Source organism: Ferribacterium limneticum, from assembly GCF_020510565.1.
Taxonomy (GTDB): Bacteria; Pseudomonadota; Gammaproteobacteria; order Burkholderiales; family Rhodocyclaceae; genus Azonexus; species Azonexus limneticus_B.
This window is the reverse complement of record NZ_CP075189.1, coordinates 935,300-956,034: the sequence shown is the minus strand read 5'-3', so window position 1 is coordinate 956,034 and position 20,735 is coordinate 935,300. Positions and strand designations below refer to the sequence as shown.

The 20,735-nt window shown below is 60.0% G+C and carries 21 protein-coding genes; 3 read left to right on the top strand and 18 right to left on the bottom strand.

Features of this window, described 5'->3' with window-relative positions; all coding sequences use genetic code 11:
• Position 1: 1 nt before the first annotated feature.
• The 17 genes from folC to KI610_RS04585 form a co-directional block, all read right to left on the bottom strand.
• Positions 2–1,312, bottom strand: coding sequence for a bifunctional tetrahydrofolate synthase/dihydrofolate synthase (folC, locus tag KI610_RS04665; RefSeq protein WP_226497508.1), 1,311 nt, complete (start codon positions 1,310–1,312; stop codon positions 2–4).
• Positions 1,309–2,178: an acetyl-CoA carboxylase, carboxyltransferase subunit beta gene (accD, locus tag KI610_RS04660; protein WP_226497507.1), complete on the bottom strand. Its 870-nt coding sequence runs from the start codon at positions 2,176–2,178 to the stop codon at positions 1,309–1,311. Before accD ends, folC begins: the two co-directional genes overlap by 4 nt.
• Positions 2,175–2,981 carry a tryptophan synthase subunit alpha gene (gene trpA / locus KI610_RS04655; RefSeq protein ID WP_226497506.1) on the bottom strand — a complete coding sequence of 269 codons (807 nt, stop codon included), beginning with the start codon at positions 2,979–2,981 and terminating at the stop codon, positions 2,175–2,177. Before trpA ends, accD begins: the two co-directional genes overlap by 4 nt.
• Entirely contained in the window at positions 2,981–4,180 is a 1,200-nt protein-coding gene (gene trpB, locus KI610_RS04650) for a tryptophan synthase subunit beta (protein WP_226497505.1), read from the bottom strand. Before trpB ends, trpA begins: the two co-directional genes overlap by 1 nt.
• Complete coding sequence (locus KI610_RS04645; protein ID WP_226497504.1) at positions 4,167–4,793, bottom strand: phosphoribosylanthranilate isomerase; 627 nt, start codon at positions 4,791–4,793, stop codon at positions 4,167–4,169. Before KI610_RS04645 ends, trpB begins: the two co-directional genes overlap by 14 nt.
• Before the next feature lie 63 nt (positions 4,794–4,856).
• A complete protein-coding gene (truA, locus tag KI610_RS04640) occupies positions 4,857–5,645 on the bottom strand; it encodes a tRNA pseudouridine(38-40) synthase TruA (RefSeq protein WP_226497503.1) in 789 nt (262 codons plus the stop codon).
• Complete coding sequence (locus KI610_RS04635; RefSeq protein ID WP_226497502.1) at positions 5,642–6,217, bottom strand: hypothetical protein; 576 nt, start codon at positions 6,215–6,217, stop codon at positions 5,642–5,644. Before KI610_RS04635 ends, truA begins: the two co-directional genes overlap by 4 nt.
• Positions 6,218–6,298: 81 nt before the next feature.
• Complete coding sequence (locus KI610_RS04630) at positions 6,299–9,355, bottom strand: FimV/HubP family polar landmark protein (RefSeq protein WP_449757743.1); 3,057 nt, start codon at positions 9,353–9,355, stop codon at positions 6,299–6,301.
• A gap of 273 nt (positions 9,356–9,628) precedes the next feature.
• Positions 9,629–10,762 carry an aspartate-semialdehyde dehydrogenase gene (asd, locus tag KI610_RS04625; protein ID WP_226497500.1) on the bottom strand — a complete coding sequence of 378 codons (1,134 nt, stop codon included), beginning with the start codon at positions 10,760–10,762 and terminating at the stop codon, positions 9,629–9,631.
• Positions 10,763–10,789: 27 nt separating this feature from the next.
• Positions 10,790–11,842 (bottom strand): 3-isopropylmalate dehydrogenase, encoded by a 1,053-nt coding sequence (gene leuB, locus KI610_RS04620; RefSeq protein ID WP_226497499.1) that lies wholly within the window; start codon positions 11,840–11,842, stop codon positions 10,790–10,792.
• 12 nt (positions 11,843–11,854) lie between these two features.
• The gene (leuD, locus tag KI610_RS04615) at positions 11,855–12,493 is read right to left on the bottom strand and encodes a 3-isopropylmalate dehydratase small subunit (protein WP_226497498.1); all 639 of its coding nucleotides are present in this window, start codon (positions 12,491–12,493) and stop codon (positions 11,855–11,857) included.
• Entirely contained in the window at positions 12,493–12,708 is a 216-nt protein-coding gene (locus tag KI610_RS04610) for an entericidin EcnAB (protein WP_226497497.1), read from the bottom strand. The genes leuD and KI610_RS04610 overlap by 1 nt, the downstream gene beginning before the upstream one ends.
• 15 nt (positions 12,709–12,723) lie before the next feature.
• Positions 12,724–14,130: a 3-isopropylmalate dehydratase large subunit gene (leuC, locus tag KI610_RS04605; RefSeq protein WP_226497496.1), complete on the bottom strand. Its 1,407-nt coding sequence runs from the start codon at positions 14,128–14,130 to the stop codon at positions 12,724–12,726.
• Between the two features lie 30 nt (positions 14,131–14,160).
• Positions 14,161–15,348 (bottom strand): MFS transporter, encoded by a 1,188-nt coding sequence (locus KI610_RS04600; RefSeq protein WP_226497495.1) that lies wholly within the window; start codon positions 15,346–15,348, stop codon positions 14,161–14,163.
• A 41-nt stretch (positions 15,349–15,389) separates the two neighbouring features.
• Positions 15,390–15,656: a YdcH family protein gene (locus tag KI610_RS04595; protein ID WP_226497494.1), complete on the bottom strand. Its 267-nt coding sequence runs from the start codon at positions 15,654–15,656 to the stop codon at positions 15,390–15,392.
• A gap of 54 nt (positions 15,657–15,710) precedes the next feature.
• A complete protein-coding gene (gene aroC, locus KI610_RS04590; RefSeq protein WP_226497493.1) occupies positions 15,711–16,811 on the bottom strand; it encodes a chorismate synthase in 1,101 nt (366 codons plus the stop codon).
• Between the two features lie 252 nt (positions 16,812–17,063).
• Entirely contained in the window at positions 17,064–17,513 is a 450-nt protein-coding gene (locus tag KI610_RS04585; RefSeq protein WP_226497492.1) for a CBS domain-containing protein, read from the bottom strand.
• A 273-nt stretch (positions 17,514–17,786) separates the two neighbouring features.
• Here KI610_RS04585 and KI610_RS04580 point away from each other — a divergent pair, with 273 nt between their 5' ends.
• The gene (locus tag KI610_RS04580) at positions 17,787–18,092 is read left to right on the top strand and encodes a helix-turn-helix domain-containing protein (protein WP_226405690.1); all 306 of its coding nucleotides are present in this window, start codon (positions 17,787–17,789) and stop codon (positions 18,090–18,092) included.
• 39 nt (positions 18,093–18,131) lie between these two features.
• Here the strand turns inward: KI610_RS04580 and KI610_RS04575 are convergent, their stop codons facing one another.
• Positions 18,132–18,968: a radical SAM protein gene (locus KI610_RS04575; protein WP_226497491.1), complete on the bottom strand. Its 837-nt coding sequence runs from the start codon at positions 18,966–18,968 to the stop codon at positions 18,132–18,134.
• A 44-nt stretch (positions 18,969–19,012) separates the two neighbouring features.
• Between KI610_RS04575 and queD the strand changes: the two genes are divergently transcribed.
• Both queD and KI610_RS04565 read left to right on the top strand, forming a co-directional pair.
• The gene (gene queD, locus KI610_RS04570; RefSeq protein WP_226497490.1) at positions 19,013–19,465 is read left to right on the top strand and encodes a 6-carboxytetrahydropterin synthase QueD; all 453 of its coding nucleotides are present in this window, start codon (positions 19,013–19,015) and stop codon (positions 19,463–19,465) included.
• A gap of 121 nt (positions 19,466–19,586) precedes the next feature.
• Positions 19,587–20,735, top strand: a complete 1,149-nt coding sequence (locus KI610_RS04565) for a patatin-like phospholipase family protein (protein ID WP_226497489.1) — start codon at positions 19,587–19,589, stop codon at positions 20,733–20,735.

Genomic DNA, 20,735 nt, shown 5'->3' with positions numbered 1-20,735 from the left:
ACTATGGGCTTTTCCGAAGCGCTTCTAGCGCACCGGCTACCGTGTAGAAAGATCCAAAGGCGAGGATTCTATCACTTTCAGCGGCCTGCCCCTTGGCGGCTTGCATGGCGACCTGTGCCGAGGCATGGCAAACCACCTCGCCACCAAGCCCGGTTTTGGCAATGATGTCAGCCAGCGTCTCGGCCGTTGTTCCGCGCAGCCCGGCCAGTGTCGCCAGATGCCAGACATCAACCTTGTCCTTCAAGGGGGCCAGCGCGCCGACGATATCTTTGTCGTTCAACATGCCGAGTACGGCAAAGGTCCGGTCGAAAAAACCCATACTCGACAAATTATCAGCCAGCACCCTGATCGCCTGCGGGTTGTGGCCAACATCGAGGACGATAGCCGGCTTGCCGGGAACGACCTGAAAGCGCCCGGGCAGCTCGGTTTCGATCATCCCGGGGCGGATGGCCTGCATGGTCACCGGCAATTTGTCGCCCAGTGCATCGAGCGCGGCCAGGGCAACCGCGGCGTTGTAGAGCTGGGTCGGACCGCGCAGGCCGGGATAGGCCAGCGCACGCTTGATCAGCTGGCCACCGGAGCGGCACCACCAGCGCCATTGCAGGCGGTTTTCGTTGGTTTCGGCAGCCGGCCGCTCGAAGCCGAAATCGCGACCGATCAGGCGCAGATCGGCGCCAATGGCTGCCGCATGGTCGAGCAGGCTTTGTGGCGGATTCGGGTCGGCACACAAGGCCGGCTTGCCGGCGCGGTAGATGCCGGCCTTTTCGAAGCCGATGCTCTCGCGATCCGGCCCCAGCCAGTCGGTGTGATCAAGGGCCACTGTGGTGACGATGGAAACATCGGGTTCGTAGGCGTTGACTGCATCGAGGCGGCCACCAAGGCCGACTTCGAGAATCGCAACTTCAACGCCAGCTTGGGCAAAAACCTCCCAGGCGGCCAGTGTACCGAACTCAAAATAGGTCAACGCAACGTTGCCGGCCTGCTGGCGCGCCACTTCAACGCGAGCAAAGGCGGCGCACAAGGCCTCGTCGCTCACCGATTTGCCGTTCAGGCGCACCCGCTCGTTGTAAGCCAGCAGATGCGGCGAGGTATAGCAGCCGACCTTGTAGCCGGCGCGGTCGATGATGTTTTCGAGATAGGCGCAGGTCGAGCCCTTGCCGTTGGTGCCGCCAACGACGATGACCGGGCAGTGTTGCGTCTGCCCCAACGCCGCCTTGACGAGGCGAATACGATGGAGGCCTAGCTCGATGCCGGCCTGCCCCTTAGGGTGCAGGCCTTCGAGATGGGCCAGCCAGTCTTCTAATGTCTTCAAGCGGCGGCCGGCAACTTGAGCAAAAGAGCCAGGACGCGGGCGACCTGATCGCGCAGTTCGCGACGGTCGACGATCATGTCGATGGCACCCTTTTCCATGATGAATTCGGAGCGCTGGAAGCCTTCCGGCAGCGTTTCACGGACGGTTTGCTCGATGACGCGCGGGCCGGCAAAGCCGATCAGCGCCTTGGGCTCGGCAATCACCACATCGCCAACAAAGGCGAAGGAGGCGGAAACACCGCCCATGGTCGGGTCGGTCAGGATGGAGATAAAAGGCAGGCCGGCTTCGGACAGTTTGGTCAGCGACGCCGTCGTCTTGGCCATCTGCATCAGCGAAAACAGGCCTTCCTGCATGCGGGCACCGCCGGAAGCCGTGATGCAGATGAAGGGCATTTTGTGCTCGACGGCGGTTTGCACGCCGCGCACGAAGCGCTCACCGAGCACGGAGCCCATCGAACCGCCCATGAAGTCGAACTCGAAGGCAGCAGCGACAACCGGCATGGTCTTGATGGCGCCTTGCAGGACAACCAGCGAATCGCTTTCACCGCTCGACTCGTTGGCATCCATCAGACGATCCGGGTAACGCTTGGAGTCCTTGAATTTCAGGCTATCGACCGGCAACACCTCGGCACCGATCTCGAAACGGCCCTCGGCATCGAGCAGGACCTCGAGGCGCTGGCGGGCATTCAGCCGGTTGTGGTGGCCGCATTTCGGACAAACCTGAAGGTTGTTTTCGAGATCAGTCGCGTAGAGCACAGCCTCGCAGGACGGGCACTTGCTCCACAGGCCTTCGGGCAGGTTGCCGCGGCGCTGGGCGCCTTGCTCACGCTTGATCTTGGGGGGCAGCAGTTTGGTCAGCCAGCTCATTTTTTCACCTCATCCACACCGCGACGAATGTCTGCAACCAAGGCTTTCACATTGGCGCAGGCTGTTTCCGCCGTCGATTTTTCAATTTCTTCGATAATCCGGCTGCCGACAACGACGGCGTCGGCGATAGCGGCAATGCGTGCTGCGGTCGACGCGTCACGGATGCCAAAACCGACACCAACCGGCAGGCCAGTCTTTTCGCGGATCAGCGGCAGACGCTCAGCCACCGCCTCGACATTCAGGGCACCGGAACCGGTTACGCCGGCCAGCGAGACGTAATAGACGTAACCACTGGCAATTTCGGCCACCTGGGCGATGCGCTCGGCGTTGGAAGTCGGGGCCAGCAGGAAGATCGGATCCATGCCGTGCGCCTTCATCGCGGCGCCAAAGTTGGCCGCCTCTTCCGGCGGATAATCGACGACGAGAACACCATCGACCCCAGACTGTGCGGCCTTCTCGGCAAACTTCTCAAGGCCCATCGCCTCGATCGGATTGGCGTAACCCATCAACACGACCGGCGTCTTGTCATCAGTCTTGCGGAATTCGACAACCAGTTGCATAACCTTGCGCAGCGTCATGCCCTTGGCCAGGGCGCGCTCGGAAGCGCGCTGGATGGTCGGGCCATCGGCCATGGGGTCGGAGAACGGCACGCCGAGTTCGATCACGTCGGCACCGGCCTCGACGAGCGCCTGCATGAGCGGCAGGGTCAGTGCGGCATCGGGATCACCGGCGGTAATGAAGGGAATCAGCGCCTTGCGGCCTTCGGCGTTGAGCCGGTCAAAAGCGGTCTTTATGCGCGACATCAGAAAACGATCCCGGATTTTTCGGCCACGGTATGCATGTCCTTGTCACCCCGGCCGGAGAGATTGACCAGCAGAATCTTGTCCTTCGGCAACGTCGGCGCCAGTTTGGCGGCGTAAGCCAGCGCATGGCTGGATTCGAGCGCCGGGATGATGCCTTCGATACGACACAGCGTATGGAAGGCGGCCAGCGCTTCGCTGTCGTCGATCGGCTGGTATTCGGCGCGGCCGATATCCTTGAGCCAGGCGTGTTCCGGGCCGACACCGGGGTAGTCCAAACCGGCCGAAATCGAATGCGTTTCGATGATCTGGCCGTCTTCGTCCTGCAACAGGTAGGTCCGGTTGCCATGCAGCACGCCGGGCACGCCGGCGGTCAGCGAAGCCGAGTGGCGGCCGGTTTCCATGCCGTCACCGGCGGCTTCGACGCCGATCAGGCGCACGCCCTCGACATCGATGTACGGGTAGAAAATCCCCATCGCGTTGGAACCGCCGCCGACACAGGCGATCACCGCATCGGGCTGACGGCCGGTCATTTCGGGCATCTGGACCAGGCATTCCTCGCCGATGATTTTCTGGAAATCGCGGACCAGCATCGGGTAGGGATGCGGACCGGCGACCGTGCCGATAATGTAGAAAGTGTTGTGGATGTTGGTCACCCAGTCGCGCATCGCTTCATTGAGCGCGTCCTTGAGCGTCTTGGAGCCGGATTCAACCGGCACGACAGTAGCGCCGAGCAGTTTCATGCGATAGACGTTGGCCGCCTGGCGCTTGACGTCCTCACTGCCCATGTAAACCACGCATTCCATGCCGTAGCGGGCGGCTACGGTGGCCGTGGCGACGCCGTGTTGGCCGGCGCCGGTTTCGGCAATGACCCGCGGCTTGCCCATGCGCTTTGCGAGCATGGCCTGACCGATGCAGTTGTTAACCTTATGGGCGCCGGTGTGGTTGAGGTCTTCGCGCTTGAGGTAAATCTGCGCACCGCCGAGTATTTCGGACCAGCGCTTGGCATGGTAGATCGGCGACGGACGGCCAACGAAGTGCTTCAGCTCGTATTCGTATTCGGCCCGGAAGGCCGGATCGGCCTGCGCAGCGGCGTAGGCTTCCTTCAATTCATCGAGCGCGCCAAACAGCGTCTCGGCCACGAAGACGCCACCGTAGGGGCCAAAATGGCCCTTGGCGTCGGGGAAGTTATATTGACTCATCGGCTTTCCGTACAGCCGCCACGAAGGCAGCGATTTTCGAGTGATCCTTGATTCCCTTGCTCGCTTCGACACCAGAGGAGACATCGACCGCCACCGGGCGCACGCGCCGCACGGCATCGCCGACGTTGTCTGCGGTCAGGCCACCGGAGAGCACCAGATACGAGGGGAGATTCGGCGGGATCAGCGTCCAATCGAAGACATGGCCGCCACCACCGTAGCCCTCGACAAAGGCATCCAGCAACAGACCCCGGGCGTCGGGAAACGAGCCGGCGAATTCTACCAGATCAAGCCCCGGCCTCACCCGTGCCGCCCGCAGATAGGGCCGGGCGAACTGGTGGCAATAGGTGGCATCCTCGTCGCCGTGAAACTGCAGGACGTTGATGGGCAGGGCTTCACAGGCGGCGCGGACGACGTCCGACGCTTCGTTAACAAAGAGGCCGACGACGTCGACGAAAGGCGGAATCCGCTTGACCAGCTCGGCAGCGCGCTGCGGGGTGACGTAACGCGGGCTGGGCGGGTAGAAGACGAAACCGATCGCATCGGCACCGGCCGCGACCGCCGCGTCGACATCTTCTTCGCGGGTCAGGCCACAGATTTTGATCCGAGTTTTCATGAATTCTTCATTCCTACGGTCAACCGGAAAAAACGGCCAAAATTGAAATCGCTGTTGCCTGACTCATTTCAGCAGCCCATCGAGAAAATCGTCGTCCGGATCGGGCAGCCCCCAGTGCGGTTCATAGATCGGGCCGCGGAAATACAGGCCATCCGGCGAAAAGGTCGGCGCCGCCAGCTTGCGGTCTTTCATCTGCAACAATTCGTCAATCCAGCCCGGCGATTGCGCCTCCTTGCCGATATAGACCAGCGTACCGACCAGATTGCGCACCATGTGATGCAGAAAGGCGCTGGCCTCAAAATCGAAGACAAACATATTGCCGCACTGCCGGACTTCGGCCCGCGACAGCGTCTTGACCGGTGACTTGGCCTGGCAACCCGCGGCGCGAAAAGCCGAAAAATCATGCTCGCCGAGCAGTCGACCGCAGGCTTCCTGCATCGCCGCCAGTTCGAGCGTTCCATGAAACCAGCCGACCCGCCCCGCCCACAAACCCGGCCTCTGCGGCCGATTGAGCAGCAGGTAGCGGTAACGCCGGCCACGGGCGCTGAAGCGCGCGTGGAATTCATCGCCCACCTCTTGCGCCCAGCGCACAGCAACACCCGCCGGTAAATTCGAATTGACACCCCGCACCCAGGCGGTCAGCGGACGCTCGACCGAAGTTTCGAAATGCACAACCTGATGGCTCGCATGCACGCCGGCATCGGTCCGTCCGGCACACATCACACCCACCGGCACGCCGGCAATTTCACGCAGCGCCGACTCCAGCGCATCCTGCACGGTGCCGCCCCCGGCCTGGCTTTGCCAGCCATGGAAGGCAGTACCGCAGTATTCGATGCCCAAGGCAACTCTCACAACAATGCCGCTCCCATCAAGCCAAGGCCAGAGGCCACCACCAGCAAGCTGTCGCGCAGATGCCATGGCGCCAAACTCAGATGCAGAGACTCCTGCCCGGTCGATACCGACGGCTGGGCCGCCAGCATCTGCTTCCAGGCACCTTTTTTCGGCGGCTCCTGAAGATTTTCGAGAACCAGCGACAGACGGACGACAACCCGCTCGACATCAAAGCCCAAGGCACGAACCGGCTGCAGCAGCCCCCACAGACCGGTGATCATCCCTTCGTGGCCGAGACGGAGGAACAGCCAGGCCAGACAGGCCAGCATCGCCACTAGGCGGGCGGCCTGCAGATTGGCTTCGGCCATGCCTTCAAAGGTTGGCGCCCAGGCCATGTCGCGTATTGCTTCGCCCGGCGTGTTGTAGGCCAGAATCAGCCAGAGGGTCAGCAACAACCAGCGGGCCCGCCAGACGTAAGCCAACCAGCGGCCAGTCAGTGCCGGCGTCAGCAGCACCGCCGCCGCAACCAGCAGGAGCAGGCCGGCATAGCCGACGAACTGCACGCCGATAACCGCCGCCAGCCAGATGATCAATGCGCAAGAAGGATGCAAAACCGGGCCCCCGAAATGCACACGGCCCCTTGCGGGGCCATGTGCCGATCACAAGCCTGAATTCTACCCGCCTATGCGGCCGAGTATCGTCCGAGCCTGTTCAACCAGATCAACTGACCCCTCGCCCACCACTTCCTGCAGCAGTTCGCGAGCGCCTTCAAGATCGCCCATCTCTTCATAGGCCTTGGCCAGGTCGAGCTTGGTATTGACCTCTTCCCAATGCTCATTGTGCACCGGCGCCTCTTCCGAAACAGCCGCCTCAGCCGACGGCGCATCAAGCGGCGCCATTTCAGCCGGCTCGGCACTTACTTCAGGCGGCGCGGCTTCCGGCGGTGTGGAAAGATCAAGATTGATCGAACCGATATCAAACTCCTGCGTTCCCATGGGCTGGCCCAAGAACATCGAATCCGTCAGTTTGACATCGAACTCCAGCGAGTCGCTATCAACAATACCGGCATTGACCACGGTGTCTGCCAACTTGGCATTGTCATCATCACCGCCAAAATTAAGGATATTGGAATCGATCAGTGTATCCGTGCCGGGCATCTGATTAACCACAGTCCTGGACATCGCGGCATCCGCATCGTGACCAAATTCAACAACCTGCGGCTCGTCCTGATGCGGAACCTCGGGGCGGAGCTCTTCGGGCAACTCTTCTCCACCAACCCAGGTGCCCAAGCCAACATCAAGATCGCCGGCCATTTCGGCGACCGCCGCCGGCATGACCAGGGTGCCATCCGGAGAAAAGTCAGGCGTCGACGCAGCCGGCTCTTCTTCAACCAGCGCTTGCTCAGCAACGTTGAAATCAAGATCCAGGCCGGCATCGCTCGGCTCTTCGGGCGGGGTTGCTTCGACGACCGCTGGGGCTATCTCGCCACCCAGATCGAAATCGAGCGCATCCGAATCGTTCACCGAAACCACGGTATCGGTATACGGCTCAGCCTCGGCATCTTCGGCCAATTGGCTCTTGAACTCGGGAGCAATCGTCTCCGCGCCAAGATCAAAGTCAAGGGTCATTGCATCCGGCCCGAGGTCCAGCGTCTCAGCTGCGGCCTCATTTTCGGCCTGCGGCTCCGGCTCTTTCGGGAGAACCAGAGTGTCGACCACGAATTCATCCGACAGATCGAGCGCCGCAGGGACGACCTCTGCTTCAGGCTCCACTTCCGGTTCAGGGAAAGTCGCCAGCGACTCCGGCATCGTCGTGGGTACATCGACAGGAATATCAACAGCCGCTGCGGTCATTGGCGCTTCCGGCTCGGCCGATACCTCCGGAGCAGACTGGGCATGCGAAGCCGAATACAGCGGATTGTTCGGATCAAGACCCAGACCAAGCAGCGCTACCTTTGCCCAATCCGGACCAACACCGGCGGTCTGCGCATACAACTCGCCTGCCAGCGTTTCAAACTGCTTGACGCTGTGACGGTTGGCGTAGATTTCCAGCAACTTGGCATGAATGGCCGTGCGTTGCGGATCCTTCTGCAAGGCTTCAAGAAGAATTTCCTCAGCCTGGGTATCACGGCCATAGGCCATGTATACATCGGCCTCGGCAACCGGATCGACCTCATCGGTATCAATGGTGCCCGGACCAGTCTGGCTGAATTCACCCGTCTGCGGCGGGGTATTGCCCGTATCAATGCTCTGGCCACCGGTCATGCGGAATACGGAATTGGGACCAAGGCTGGACGGCATCGGCAGCGCCGTCGTTTCAACAGACGCGCTCCTGGCGCGCCGACGGTTGTACAGGAGAAAACCGGCCAGCAGGGCAAGAACTCCGCCGCCGCCAACCAGCGGAAGCGGATCTTCGAGCAAGGAGTCGACGAAACCCGGCTCGGGTTCGGGCTCAGGGGTCGGCACAGGAGCCACCACCTTCGGCGCCTCCGGCTTCGGAGCTTCGACGGGTTTTGGTGGTTCGACCGGCTTGACTGGCTCAACAGGCTTGGCAGCCTCGGGTACCTTCGGCGGCTCGACAGGCTTGGGGGCCTCCGCAACCTTCGGCTCGACCGGCTTGGGCGCCTCGACAGGCTTCACCGCCTCAACCGCCTTGGGCTCTTCCTTCTTGGCAGGCGGTTGCTGCAACTCAGCCAGCTTCTGGTTCTTCATCTCCAGAAGTTTTTGCAACTCATTGACGTTCTTTTCCAGCGTCTGCAGACGATCCTGCGCTTCCTTGAGCGCCTTGTCCTTGGCCAACTGATCGGCCGTCTCGGCTGCCTTGCCAGCGGCAACACCCTTGGCTGCCGGGTCGGTACGCGCTACTTTGACCTGATCCTTCGACTGCTCGGCCGGCGCGGCCTTCTCTTCTACCTTGGCCGTGATTTTTCCGGCGCTGGTCTGGGTCGCAGCGACATCCGCCGCTACCGGCATCTTGGCCGTGGATGCAGCCAGCTTTTGCCGATAGTCATTCCAGTCACGCGCATGGGCGACATAGACTTTTCTTGCTTCAGCCGGCGAAACTGACTCGACCTCCGACTGTTCTGGAATATTCAGAATGGCGCCCGCTTTAAGGCGATTGACATTCTGGGCTACGAACGCGTCCGGATTACGCTGGAACAAGCCGATCAGCATCTGTTCGAGGGAAACACCTTCGTATTTGTTTTCGGCAGCGATTTTGCGCAGCGTTTCGCCCTGCTTCACAACATGCCCCCCGGTGCTCTCCGGCTTTGGCTTGGGCTCGGCCGCAAGCTTTGGAGCTGGAGCCGGACGGGGTGCAGGCGCTGCCTTGACGGGTGCCGACCTTGACTCACCAGCATAACCGCCACCGCGCACCGTCTCCACGATCCGCGCCTCGGCAACCGGGCGCGACGACTGGGAAGCCATCATTTCCGGTGGATCAAGCAGGAAAGTGTATTCGCGGACCAGACGTCCGGCCGGCCAGTTCAGCTCGACCAGAAAGTCCAGGAAGGGTTCGTTGATTGGCTTGAACGAACTCACCTTGACCACCGACTGCCCATTGGGGCGCTTCTCGACGGTGAACCGGAGGTCCAGCAAAACAGAGGCGAAATCGACGCCAGCCTGCTTGAAGACATCCTGAGACGCGAGACGAGCGGTCATCCCGCCCAGTTCGTCCTTTGTCGCACCGATATCAAGCTCGGCCCGCAAAGGCTGCCCAATACCTGACAACACCGTGAGTTTACCCAGGCCGGCGGCCTCTGCAATCCACGGGGAAATTGAAAGACAAGAAGCAACGGCGAGTGCAGCTGCGCGTTTCTTGAACCTGGTTTGTACAGTTCCGTTCACGGCAAAACCCTGAGCGTCAAATTTGGGACTTTCAAATTAACATCATGTACTTAGCAATGCAAGCTAAACCCGCTTCTCAAACCTGCCCTTTTTGCATATCCCCAACAAATAAAAAGCCGGGGTCAAAGCCCCGGCTTTTTGCCAAAAGAATGGTACCGATCAGGCGTCGAGCAGAATCCGCAGCATACGACGCAGCGGCTCGGCAGCGCCCCACAGCAACTGGTCACCGCAGGTGAAGGCCGCCAGATACTCCGGGCCCATCGCCATCTTGTGCAGACGGCCGACCGGAACGGTCAGCGTACCGGTCACAGCAGCTGGCGTCAGTTCACGCTCGGAAATCTCGCGGTCGTTCGGCACAACCTTGGCCCAGGGATTGGCCTTGGCCAGCATGTCGCTGATTTCGTCGAGCGGCACATCCTTCTTGAGCTTGATGGTCAACGCCTGGCTGTGACAACGCATGGCGCCGATGCGCACACACAGACCGTCGATGGGGATCGAACCAGCCGAACGGAAAGCCGGCTTGCCGAGAATCTTGTTGCATTCAGCACCGCCCTTCCACTCCTCCTTGGACTGGCCGTTCTCGTACGGCACGTCGATCCATGGAATCAGGGAACCAGCGAGCGGCGTGTTACGGAAATTCTTCTTCGGAAAGGCATCCGAGCGAATGGTCTCGGCAACCTTGCGGTCGATGTCGAGAATGGCAGAAGCCGGATCAGCCAGCAGGTCAGCCACCGACGAATGGATGGCGCCCATCTGGGCAATCAGTTCGCGCATGTTCTGCGCACCGGCACCGGAAGCGGCCTGATAGGTCATGGACGTTGCCCACTCGATCAGGTCGTTCTGGAACAGGCCGCCAAGCCCCATGAGCATCAGCGAAACCGTGCAGTTGCCACCGATCCAGTTCTTACCACCTTTGGCCAGCGAATCCTTGATCACGTTCATATTGACCGGATCGAGGATGATCACTGCATCGTCAGCCATGCGCAGGGAAGAGGCGGCATCAATCCAGTGACCATTCCAGCCGGTGGCGCGCAGCTTGCCGAAGACTTCCTTGGTGTAATCCCCACCCTGGCAGGTGATGATGATTTCGCAGGCCTTCAGGGCTTCGATATTGGATGCATCCTGCAGCGGCAGCGAGGCTTCCTTGCCGCCGAATACGGGAGCCTTACCCCCGGCAGCCGAAGTCGAGAAATACACCGGATCGATATGGGCAAAATCTCCCTCTTCCACCATGCGCTGCATGAGGACCGAACCGACCATACCGCGCCATCCAACCAGACCAACCTTCTTCATCTCATCACTCTCCGTGAAAAATCTTTCTTACAGCGCCGCCAGCACGGCGTCGCCCATTTCCTTCGTGCCAACCTTGTTGGTGCCGCGTTCGTAAATATCACCGGTTCGATAACCTTGGGCCAAGACCTTTTTGACCGCATTTTCGACGCGCAGTGCCTGCTCTTCGAGAGCAAAAGTGTAACGCAGCATCATCGCAGCTGACAGGATGGTGGCCAGCGGATTGGCGACGCCTTTGCCGGCAATGTCCGGTGCAGAGCCATGCGAAGGCTCGTAGAGGCCCTTGTTCTTGTCATCGAGCGAAGCCGACGGGAGCATGCCGATTGAGCCAGTCAGCATCGATGCTTCGTCGGACAGGATGTCGCCGAACATGTTGCCGGTAACCATCACGTCGAACTGCTTGGGCGCCTTGACCAGTTGCATGGCAGCGTTGTCGACCAGCATGTGGCTCAGCTCGACATCCGGGTAATCGTGGGAAATCTCGATCATCACGTCGCGCCAGAGCTGGGTACATTCGAGCACGTTCATCTTATCGACGGAACACAGGCGCTTGTCGCGTTTCTGCGCCGCCTGGAAGGCGACATGGCCGATACGGCGAATTTCCGACTCGCTGTAAACCATGGTGTTGAAACCAACACGTTCGCCGTTTTCTTCACGGATGCCACGCGGCTGGCCGAAATAGATGTCACCGGTCAGTTCGCGAATGATCAGGATGTCCAGCCCGGCAACCACTTCCGGCTTGAGCGTTGAAGCATTGGCCAGTTCCGGATACAGAATGGCCGGACGCAGGTTGGCAAACAGGTTCAGATCCTTGCGGATGCCGAGCAGGCCTCGCTCTGGACGCTTTTCGCGCGGCAGCGTATCCCACTGCGGGCCACCAACGGCGCCGAGCAAGATGGCATCGGCAGCGCGAGCCAGTTTTTGCGTCGCCTCCGGATAGGGATTGTCAGTCGCGTCGACCGCACAGCCGCCGAGCAGCCCTTCTTCCATCTCGAATTTGAGATCGAGGGCCTTCAATACACGCACCGCTTCAGCGGTAATTTCGGGGCCAATGCCGTCACCCGGCAGAACACAAATCTTCATGGTTTTTCCTTATTACGCAAACAGCCAGGGCTGGTTGATACGACGTTTTTCTTCGAATTCGCGGATCTTCTCGGCGTGACGCAGGGTCAGGCCAATGTCGTCCCAGCCGTTGATCAGACATTCCTTGCGGAAGGCATCGATCTGGAATGGAATGCCATAGCCATCGGGGCGAATCACGGCCTGTGCCTGCAGGTCGACAACCAGCTTGTAACCGGGCGTCGCCTCGACCTGCTTGAACAAGGCTTCGACTTCGGCGGCCGGCAAAACGATCGGAACAATCCCATTCTTGTAGCAGTTGTTGAAGAAGATGTCGGCAAACGATTCGGCGATAATGGCCTTGAAACCAAAATCGAGCAGCGCCCATGGCGCATGTTCACGCGAACTGCCACAGCCGAAATTGGCACGAGTCAAAAGCACCTGCGCACCTTGATAACGCGGGAGATTGAGCACGAAATTCGGATTCTTTGGCCGCCCCGAGGCATCCTGCCCCGGCTCGCCGACATCCATGTAGCGCCATTCATCAAAGGCATTCGGGCCAAAGCCGGAACGCTTGATCGATTTCAAAAACTGCTTTGGGATGATCGCATCGGTGTCGACGTTATTGCGGTCGAGGGGGGCTACCAAACCTTCCAGACGAACAAATTTATCCATTACTCCACCACTTTCTGCACGGCGTCGCCGCCCTTCTTGAGGGCACCGCCAACGGCCTCGCCACTCTTGTGAAGGGCACTCTCGACGGCTTCGCCGCCCTTCTGCAAAGCCTCACCGGTCTTTTCAGCGCCGATGGCGACATCCTTTTTGACGCCCTGGGCGGTATTGCAGGCCCCCAGACAAAGCACAGCCACCAAGACAAGCCAATTCTTCATGATCGTCGCTCCTTCTTACAGAACGTCTCGCACGTCGGCAAAACGGCCGGCAATTGCCGCTGCTGCCGCCATGGCCGGACTGACCAGATGGGTGCGCCCGCCCGGCCCCTGGCGGCCTTCGAAATTACGGTTGGACGTCGAGGCACAACGTTCGCCCGGCTCCAGACGGTCGGCATTCATCGCCAGACACATCGAACAACCCGGTTCACGCCATTCGAAACCAGCCGCGATGAACACCTTGTCCAGTCCTTCCGCTTCGGCCTGACGCTTGACCAGCCCGGAACCCGGCACAGCCAGCGCCAGCTTGACGGTCGCCGCGACATGGCGCCCCTTGAGCACAGATGCCGCCTCGCGCAGGTCTTCAATGCGCGAATTGGTACAGGAGCCAATGAACACCTTGTCGATAGCGATCTGATTGATCGGCGTATTGGGATTAAGACCCATATATTGCAGGGCGCGTTCCATGCCTTCGCGCTTGACCGGGTCGGTCTGCTTGGCAGGGTCGGGAACGACAGCGTCGATGGCGACGACCATTTCCGGCGAAGTACCCCAGGTCACTTGCGGACGAATCTCTTCGGCCTTGAGCGTGACGACGCGATCAAACTGCGCACCGGCGTCGGAATGCAACGTGCGCCAATAGGCAACCGCCTTCTCCCAGATGTCGCCCTTCGGCGAGAACGGACGGCCTTTCAAATAATCGATGGTTTTGTCGTCGACCGCGACAAAGCCCATGCGTGCACCGCCTTCGATGGCCATGTTGCACAGGGTCATGCGCCCTTCCATGCTCAGGCCGCGAATGGCGCTGCCGCCGAATTCGATGGCGTAACCGTTACCGCCAGCCGTGCCGATGGTGCCGATAATGGCCAGCGCCACATCCTTGGCGGTGACGCCCTTGCCGAGCTTGCCGTCGACGGCGATCAGCATGGTCTTCGACTTCTTTTGCAGCAGGCATTGGGTGGCCAGCACGTGCTCGACTTCCGAGGTGCCGATGCCGTGCGCCAGACAGGCGAAGGCACCGTGCGTGGAAGTGTGCGAGTCGCCACAAACAACCGTCATTCCGGGCAGCGTGGCGCCGTTTTCCGGGCCGACGACGTGCACGATGCCCTGCCGCGCGTCCTTGAACGGGAAGTAGGCCAGCGCGCCGACCTCGCGGATGTTGTCATCCAGCGTTTGCACTTGTTGACGCGATACCGGGTCCTTGATGCCTTCATCCCAATGATCGGTCGGCGTGTTGTGGTCGGCCGTCGCGACGATGGACGAAATGCGCCAAGGCTTGCGGCCGGCCAGCTTGAGGCCTTCGAAAGCCTGCGGGCTGGTCACTTCGTGAACGAGGTGACGATCGATATAGAGAAGGGCCGTGCCATCTGCTTCCTGATGGACGACGTGGTTCTCCCAAAGCTTGTCGTAAAGGGTCTTCGACATGGTGCGTAATGAGGGCCGTAAAGCATTCAATTATTGCACAGGATCTTTGATTTTTGGCCCGTTTTCCCGGTTGACCGTAGCATTGGCGCCGACCCAGCCCCAGACGAGCACCAAGCCGACCAGCGCGAACAGCGAACCGAGCGTAAAAGTCCAGCCCGAGCCTAGCGACTCCCAGGTCCGGCCGCTGATCAACGCACCGAGCAAGCCGCCGGCACCGAACGACAAACTTGAATAAAGCGCCTGCCCCCGCCCCTGCGCCCGACCGGGAAACCACTGATTCACCGCCGCAATGGAAGCTGCGTGGTAAGCGCCAAACGTCAGACCATGCAATAACTGGACGAGAATCATGATGGCCGCCGATTCGACGCCCCAGCCCATGAGCAGGAAGCGAACAACCGCCGCGCCAAAACTGGCGAGCAGGATGGCGCGTAGCGAGAACTGCCGCGACAGCCGCGCCATGAACATGAAAACGACAATTTCCGCCACCACACCGAGCGACCAGAGCAAGCCAACTTCGGTCTTCGAGTAACCGTGGGCATCGAGATGGATCGAGTAAAAAACATAGAAGGCGCCATGCGCCGCCGACATCGCGAAGCAGGCGGTCATTAGCGCAATGACTTTCGGCTGACGAAGGATTTCGCCGATCGGCTGGGCATCGCGCTCATGTGGAACCGGTGGCGCTTCCGGCAGGGTTAGCGCGTAGGCCAGAATTCCCGCCAGAATCGCCCAGCATACCCAGAGCACGCCGACCGGTGGCGCCATGTCGAGCAGCGCGCCGGTCCCCATGACGGCGACGATGAAACCGATCGATCCCCACAGGCGGATGCGGCTGTACCGGCCGCGCTCTTCGCGCAGATGGTCGAAAGTCAGCGTCTCGACCAGTGGTAGCGCAGCGCTCCAGAAGAAAGCTAGCACGGCCATCGCGACCAGCATGCCAGGCAGTTTGTCGAGCCAGAAAAAGGCGGTGAATCCGGCCAGGCCGATCCCGGCGGCCAGCCGGATGATCGCCATGCGCCGACCGAAACGGTCAGCCAGCCAGCCCCACAGATTGGGGCCAAAAAGGCGCATCAACTGCATCTGCGACATCAGCAGACCGATGTCCCAGGCAGAAAAATTCAGGGATTGGAGATAGAGCCCGAAATAGGGCGAGAAGGCGCCAATGAAGGCGAAATAGAAAAAGTAGTAGCCCGAGAGGCGCCAGTAAGGCAATGCATGCATCCGGCGATTTTACCGGATGCAGGGTCGGGCACAGGCTTCGATCAAGCCTTGACGGATTGCTGGCCGGCGCGGAAGGCGAGCAGCAGGTGGTAGATTTCGTCCTTCAATTTGACGCGCTGTTTTTTCATGTCTTCGATGGTGAAGTCGGCGACTGGCATGTCGTGCTCTTCCAGATCCTCGACCTTGCCGGTCAGGCGGTTATAGGAAGCGAACTGCCGGGCAAAATAGGCATTGCTGGTCTTGAGCGCATCAATCCCGTCCTTGAATTCCGGAAATTCCTGATACAGATCGTGGTGATCAACTTGCATGGTTTTCTCTCCCTATTGCGATGATCAGCCGCCTGGGCGGCAAACGTAGAAATATTACGCGATTTCACCCGGTATGCGCGGCGTGGTACACACCACATCACCACACTGGGCGCGGTGGCGCAGAGCATGATCGATCAACACCAGAGCCAGCATGGCTTCGGCAATCGGCGTGGCGCGGATGCCGACACAGGGATCGTGCCGCCCCTCGGTCGCCACCTCGATGGCATGGCCCTGACGATCGATCGAGTGCCGCGGCTGGGCGATGGACGAGGTCGGTTTGATCGCCATGTTGACGACAATGTCCTGCCCCGTCGAAATCCCGCCCAGCACGCCGCCGGCATGGTTGGTCGCGAAGCCTTGCGGGGTCATTTCATCGCCGTGCTCGCTGCCTCTCTGGGCCACTGAAGCGAAACCGGCGCCAATTTCAACGCCCTTGACGGCGTTGATGCCCATCATGGCGTAGGCGATTTCGGCATCGAGGCGGTCATAAACCGGCTCGCCCCAACCCGGCGGGACACCGGTGGCGGTCACGGTGATTTTGGCACCGACCGAATCGAGCGACTTGCGCAGGCTGTCCATGTAGTTTTCAAGCTCCGGCACCAGCGCGGCATTCGGCGCGAAGAAAGCGTTCTCGCGAATATCATCGGCCGAAACAAAAGGGATCTCGATTGGACCAAGAGAGCTCATCCAGCCACAAATGCTGACGCTGTAACGCTCGTTGAGCCACTTGCGGGCAATCGCCCCGGCGGCCACGCGCACGGCAGTCTCGCGCGCCGATGAACGACCACCGCCACGGTAATCGCGAAAGCCGTATTTCTGGGTATAGGTGTAATCGGCATGGCCAGGACGGAAGGTGTCGGCGATGTTGCCGTAATCCTTGCTGCGCTGATCCTGATTGCGAATGAGCAGACCAATCGGCGTACCGGTGGTCTTGCCCTCAAAAACACCTGAAAGAATCTCGACAGTATCCGGCTCGCGGCGCTGCGTCACATGGCGCGAGGTGCCCGGCTTGCGGCGATCCAGTTCTGCCTGGATATCAGCCTCGCACAAGGCCAGTCCGGGCGGACAGCCATCGACGACGCAGCCGATCGCCGGGCCGTGCGACTCGCCAAAGGAGGTAACGGTAAACAAGGTGCCAAAAGTATTGCCGGACATGGAAGCAGCGTTCTAATATGGAACGAGGAGTTTACCATGCCGAGCAAAAAGCCCCCTCCCACACCGTCGACCGCAGCAAAACCCTCTACCCAGCGACCGGCGCGCAAGGGAAGCACAAACCCGGCGCCAAACCCGCGCCAGCAGCCCGACAACCGCTGGCAAAGAACCAAGCGCTACGGCTGGGACAGTCGCTAGCCGTAAACGAACAAAAGGCAGCCGAAGCTGCCTTTTTCGTTTTTCGTGATTTGAAGCTCAGGCTTCCTGCTGATCAGTTGGCCAGTTCTTGATATAGCTCTTCAGCATCTTGTTCTCGAAACTCTGCTCTTCAAGAACCGCCTTGGCCACATCGAGGAATGAGATGACGCCCATCAGCGTGCCATCTTCGACGACCGGCAGATAGCGCGAACGCTTGTCGATCATCAGTCGACGCAGGTCGTTGGCTTCCATATCAGGGAAAGCAGTCACCGGGTTGGTCACCATGACATCGCCAACAGTCAGTTGCTCCGCACTCGCCGCCTTGCCCTTGAGCGCCAGGAGGACTTCGCGAAAGGTCAGCATGCCGACCATCTTGCCGCCATCCATGACGACCAGTGAGCCAACATCAAGGTCGGCCATGCTGTCGATGGCGAAAGCCAGAGACTGTTGTGGCGCCGCTGTATACAGCGTGGCGCCCTTGACTCGAAGAATTTCCCGGACCTGCATTGCGCTCTCCCGCACTCGGTTTTAATTGGTCGGTTGATCTTAGAGCATCCTCCCGGATTCGGAAAGACTCATGGCACTTCCCGTTTCGCATAAGGTCGAATTGCAATAGCAAGAGCATTAATCAATACAAATTTTTACGCGTATTTGACAAATTTATCGGCATTGGCACTTGCGAAATGTCATAACCATCTATACACTTGGTTATATCACCTAAGGCATATATCGCTAGGATGCTTAGGTAACCTTATTACACTAGCGTATGGAGATTGAATGATGTCTACAGTTAAAACCATCGAGAAAATCGACGCTCGTGAAATCCGTCGTAAGCTTGGTCTCAACCAGCAACAGTTCTGGTCCACCCTCGGAGTGACGCAGAGTGGCGGTTCCCGCTACGAAAGCGGCCGCAACATGCCGAAGCCGGTGCGCGAACTGCTCCGTCTGGTGCACGTTGAACAAGTTGATATCAAGAACATCAAGCGTGACGACATCGAAGTTGTCGAATACCTCAAGGCTCAGGAACCGGAACTGTTCAAGTCCCTGAAGAAGTCGGCTCGCGCCCACGCCAAAAAAGCGGCCTGATTTTTGCCCCGCAAGGGGCTTCGACCGTAACAACGGGCATCACGGGGAAACAATGACCCGGATGCCCGTTTCCTTTTCTATCTGCCCAGCAAAATCAGCCAGAACTTCGACGGGCAGAGGATTCAAGCGTGATGCGGCGGCTTGCATCGATGGCCGAGCCAATCCGTAAAGGTGCACGCCAGCCAGTTTCCCGGCGAGCGGCCGGAGCAGATCGCAATATGCCATTCGCGACGCAGGCGGTGGCGCAAGGCCATCCAGCGCAAACCAGCAGGTTTGCACCCATGTCGGCGCGAGCTCGGCGCATATTTCGAGATTTTTTGACGTTTTTGCCATTTGCCACGGAACGCCGTTAATTTCGGCGACCTCTTCGGCCGTAGCACGATCAATCTTGAACCAAACTTCGCCACCCAGTTCGCCTAGATGGCGAATGCCCGACTGCACGTCGGAACGATGCATCAGGCTACCGTTGGTGATCAGGCGCACGACCAGCCTGCCTTTTTGACCAAAGCGCTCAAGCACCCTGCCGACCACACCGACCGCATCGGCAAACTCTGCGGCACTGGTCGGTTCGCCGTTGCCGGAAAACGCCACATCCATGAGCCGTTGCGCCTCGGGCGGAACTTGCCGCGACATGAAGTCGCCATTCAGTGCGTCGTCGAGAAATCCGGTCAGCTCACGCTCCAGGCAATCCAGGTCGATCGGCGGCGGTCCGCCCCGCGTCAGGTTTTCGACCTGACAATAAACGCAGGCCCAGTTGCAGGCATTGTTGGGATTGAGGTTGATGCCGATCGACACCCCGCCGGCCCGGCGCGAGATGACGGGATAAACGTAGCGCAGGCCGGCACTGTCGCGGCGGTGATCGTCTGTGGTGAGCATGGCGCATTGTATAATCCGCGACCGCCTTGTTGAGCAAAACGCCCATGTTGATTACCCGCCGTCTCGAATTCGATGCCGGGCACCGCATCCCTGACCACAAAAGCCAGTGCCGCCACTTGCACGGACACCGTTACGCCATTGAAATCACTTTGTCGGGCAGTGTCATCGACAAGGCTGGCGATGCCGCCAACGGCATGGTGATGGACTTCTCGCAGGTCAAGGATCTGGCCAACATCCATCTGGTCAATGAATGGGATCACGCTTTCCTCGCCTACGCCGGCGACAAGGCCGTTGTCGACTTTCTCGCTTCGATGCCCGGTCACAAGACCGTGATCCTCGACCGCGTACCAACCGCTGAAAACCTGGCCCGCATCGCTTTCGAGCGTCTCGACGCGGTCTACCGCGACACCTACGGCAACCATCTGCGGCTCGAACAGGTCCGTCTTTACGAAACGCCCAACTGCTGGGCCGATGCACTTCGCACCAAGCTGGATTGAGCGGAAAAAATTCTCCCCCTATACTGCAGCCATACAGCAAGCACTTTGACTGCAAGCGCGCGGAGGGGGAGATGAAAAACAAGAAAGCCAGCCTGCTCGGGCGAACGTCACGCAGGCCGGCATGAGCCCTCCCCAAGCAAAATCCCCCAAGACCGCGCTGGTCCTGACCGGCGGTGGCGCTCGGGCGGCGTATCAAGTTGGCGTCCTGCTCGCCGTTGCCAAGCTGTCGACCAACCGCCGGAAAAACCCCTTCCCTATTTTGTGCGGCACCTCTGCCGGCGCCATCAACGCGGCCGGCATCGCCTGCCTGGCAGACAATTTCGGCAAAGGGGTCTCCGTTCTGGCCACTTTTTGGCGCAACATGCACGCCGGTGACATCTACCGCGCCGACCCTCTCGGCATCGGCGTCTCGGGTGCGCACTGGATGACCATGCTGACGCTGGGCTGGTTGATTCGCAGCCGGCCGCGCTCACTGCTCGACAATTCCCCACTCCGTGAGTTGCTCAGTCGCCACCTCGATTTCCGCGGCATCGAGCGCTCGATCGCCAATGGCGCGCTGCACGCCCTGAGTATTTCGGCATCCGGCTACGAATCCGGCGACAACATCAATTTCTTTCAGGGCCACGCCGACGCCCAGCCCTGGCATCGTGTCCAGCGCATCGGCATTCGCTCCCAAATCGGTGTCGACCACCTGCTCGCCTCCAGCGCCATTCCCTTCATTTTTCCGGCCGCCAAGATTCACCGGGAATTTTTTGGCGATGGATCGATGCGCCAACTGGCGCCAATTTCCCCAGCCATCCACCTTGGTGCTGAAAGGGTATTGATCGTCGGCGCCGGACGCAAGAATGAACATCAGGAACGTCGCCGGGTCGACAGCCATCCGTCGCTGGCGCAAATTGCCGGCCATGCGCTGTCCAGCATCTTCCTCGACAGCCTGGCGGTCGATATCGAGCGCATGCAACGGATCAACCGGACGCTCGCTGCCATTCCGCCCAGCGTCAGGGATAACAACGAAATCCCGTTAAGACCGATCAAGGCCCTGATCATTTCACCCTCCGAACGCCTTGAGCGCATCGCCGCCGAACACGCCGGCGCCCTGCCCTGGGCCATGCGCATGATGCTCGGCGGCATTGGCGGCATGAACCGTCGCAACGGCACGCTGACCAGCTACCTGCTGTTCGAAAAGCCCTACACGCGTGCCCTAATTGATCTGGGTTACGCCGACACCATGGCGCGCTCGGACGAAGTCGGGGAATTCCTCGACCTTTGA

Excerpts from the sequence above, each read along its gene's own strand:
- accD (WP_226497507.1), bottom strand. The coding sequence starts at position 2,178 with ATGAGCTGGCTGACCAAACTGCTGCCCCCCAAGATCAAGCGTGAGCAA.
- trpA (WP_226497506.1), bottom strand. The coding sequence starts at position 2,981 with ATGTCGCGCATAAAGACCGCTTTTGACCGGCTCAACGCCGAAGGCCGC.
- trpB (WP_226497505.1), bottom strand. The coding sequence starts at position 4,180 with ATGAGTCAATATAACTTCCCCGACGCCAAGGGCCATTTTGGCCCCTAC.
- KI610_RS04645 (WP_226497504.1), bottom strand. The coding sequence starts at position 4,793 with ATGAAAACTCGGATCAAAATCTGTGGCCTGACCCGCGAAGAAGATGTC.
- asd (WP_226497500.1), bottom strand. The coding sequence starts at position 10,762 with ATGAAGAAGGTTGGTCTGGTTGGATGGCGCGGTATGGTCGGTTCGGTC.
- leuB (WP_226497499.1), bottom strand. The coding sequence starts at position 11,842 with ATGAAGATTTGTGTTCTGCCGGGTGACGGCATTGGCCCCGAAATTACC.
- leuD (WP_226497498.1), bottom strand. The coding sequence starts at position 12,493 with ATGGATAAATTTGTTCGTCTGGAAGGTTTGGTAGCCCCCCTCGACCGC.
- KI610_RS04610 (WP_226497497.1), bottom strand. The coding sequence starts at position 12,708 with ATGAAGAATTGGCTTGTCTTGGTGGCTGTGCTTTGTCTGGGGGCCTGC.
- leuC (WP_226497496.1), bottom strand. The coding sequence starts at position 14,130 with ATGTCGAAGACCCTTTACGACAAGCTTTGGGAGAACCACGTCGTCCAT.
- KI610_RS04600 (WP_226497495.1), bottom strand. The coding sequence starts at position 15,348 with ATGCATGCATTGCCTTACTGGCGCCTCTCGGGCTACTACTTTTTCTAT.
- KI610_RS04595 (WP_226497494.1), bottom strand. The coding sequence starts at position 15,656 with ATGCAAGTTGATCACCACGATCTGTATCAGGAATTTCCGGAATTCAAG.
- aroC (WP_226497493.1), bottom strand. The coding sequence starts at position 16,811 with ATGTCCGGCAATACTTTTGGCACCTTGTTTACCGTTACCTCCTTTGGC.
- KI610_RS04585 (WP_226497492.1), bottom strand. The coding sequence starts at position 17,513 with ATGCAGGTCCGGGAAATTCTTCGAGTCAAGGGCGCCACGCTGTATACA.
- KI610_RS04580 (WP_226405690.1), top strand. The coding sequence starts at position 17,787 with ATGTCTACAGTTAAAACCATCGAGAAAATCGACGCTCGTGAAATCCGT.
- KI610_RS04575 (WP_226497491.1), bottom strand. The coding sequence starts at position 18,968 with ATGCTCACCACAGACGATCACCGCCGCGACAGTGCCGGCCTGCGCTAC.
- queD (WP_226497490.1), top strand. The coding sequence starts at position 19,013 with ATGTTGATTACCCGCCGTCTCGAATTCGATGCCGGGCACCGCATCCCT.
- KI610_RS04565 (WP_226497489.1), top strand. The coding sequence starts at position 19,587 with ATGAGCCCTCCCCAAGCAAAATCCCCCAAGACCGCGCTGGTCCTGACC.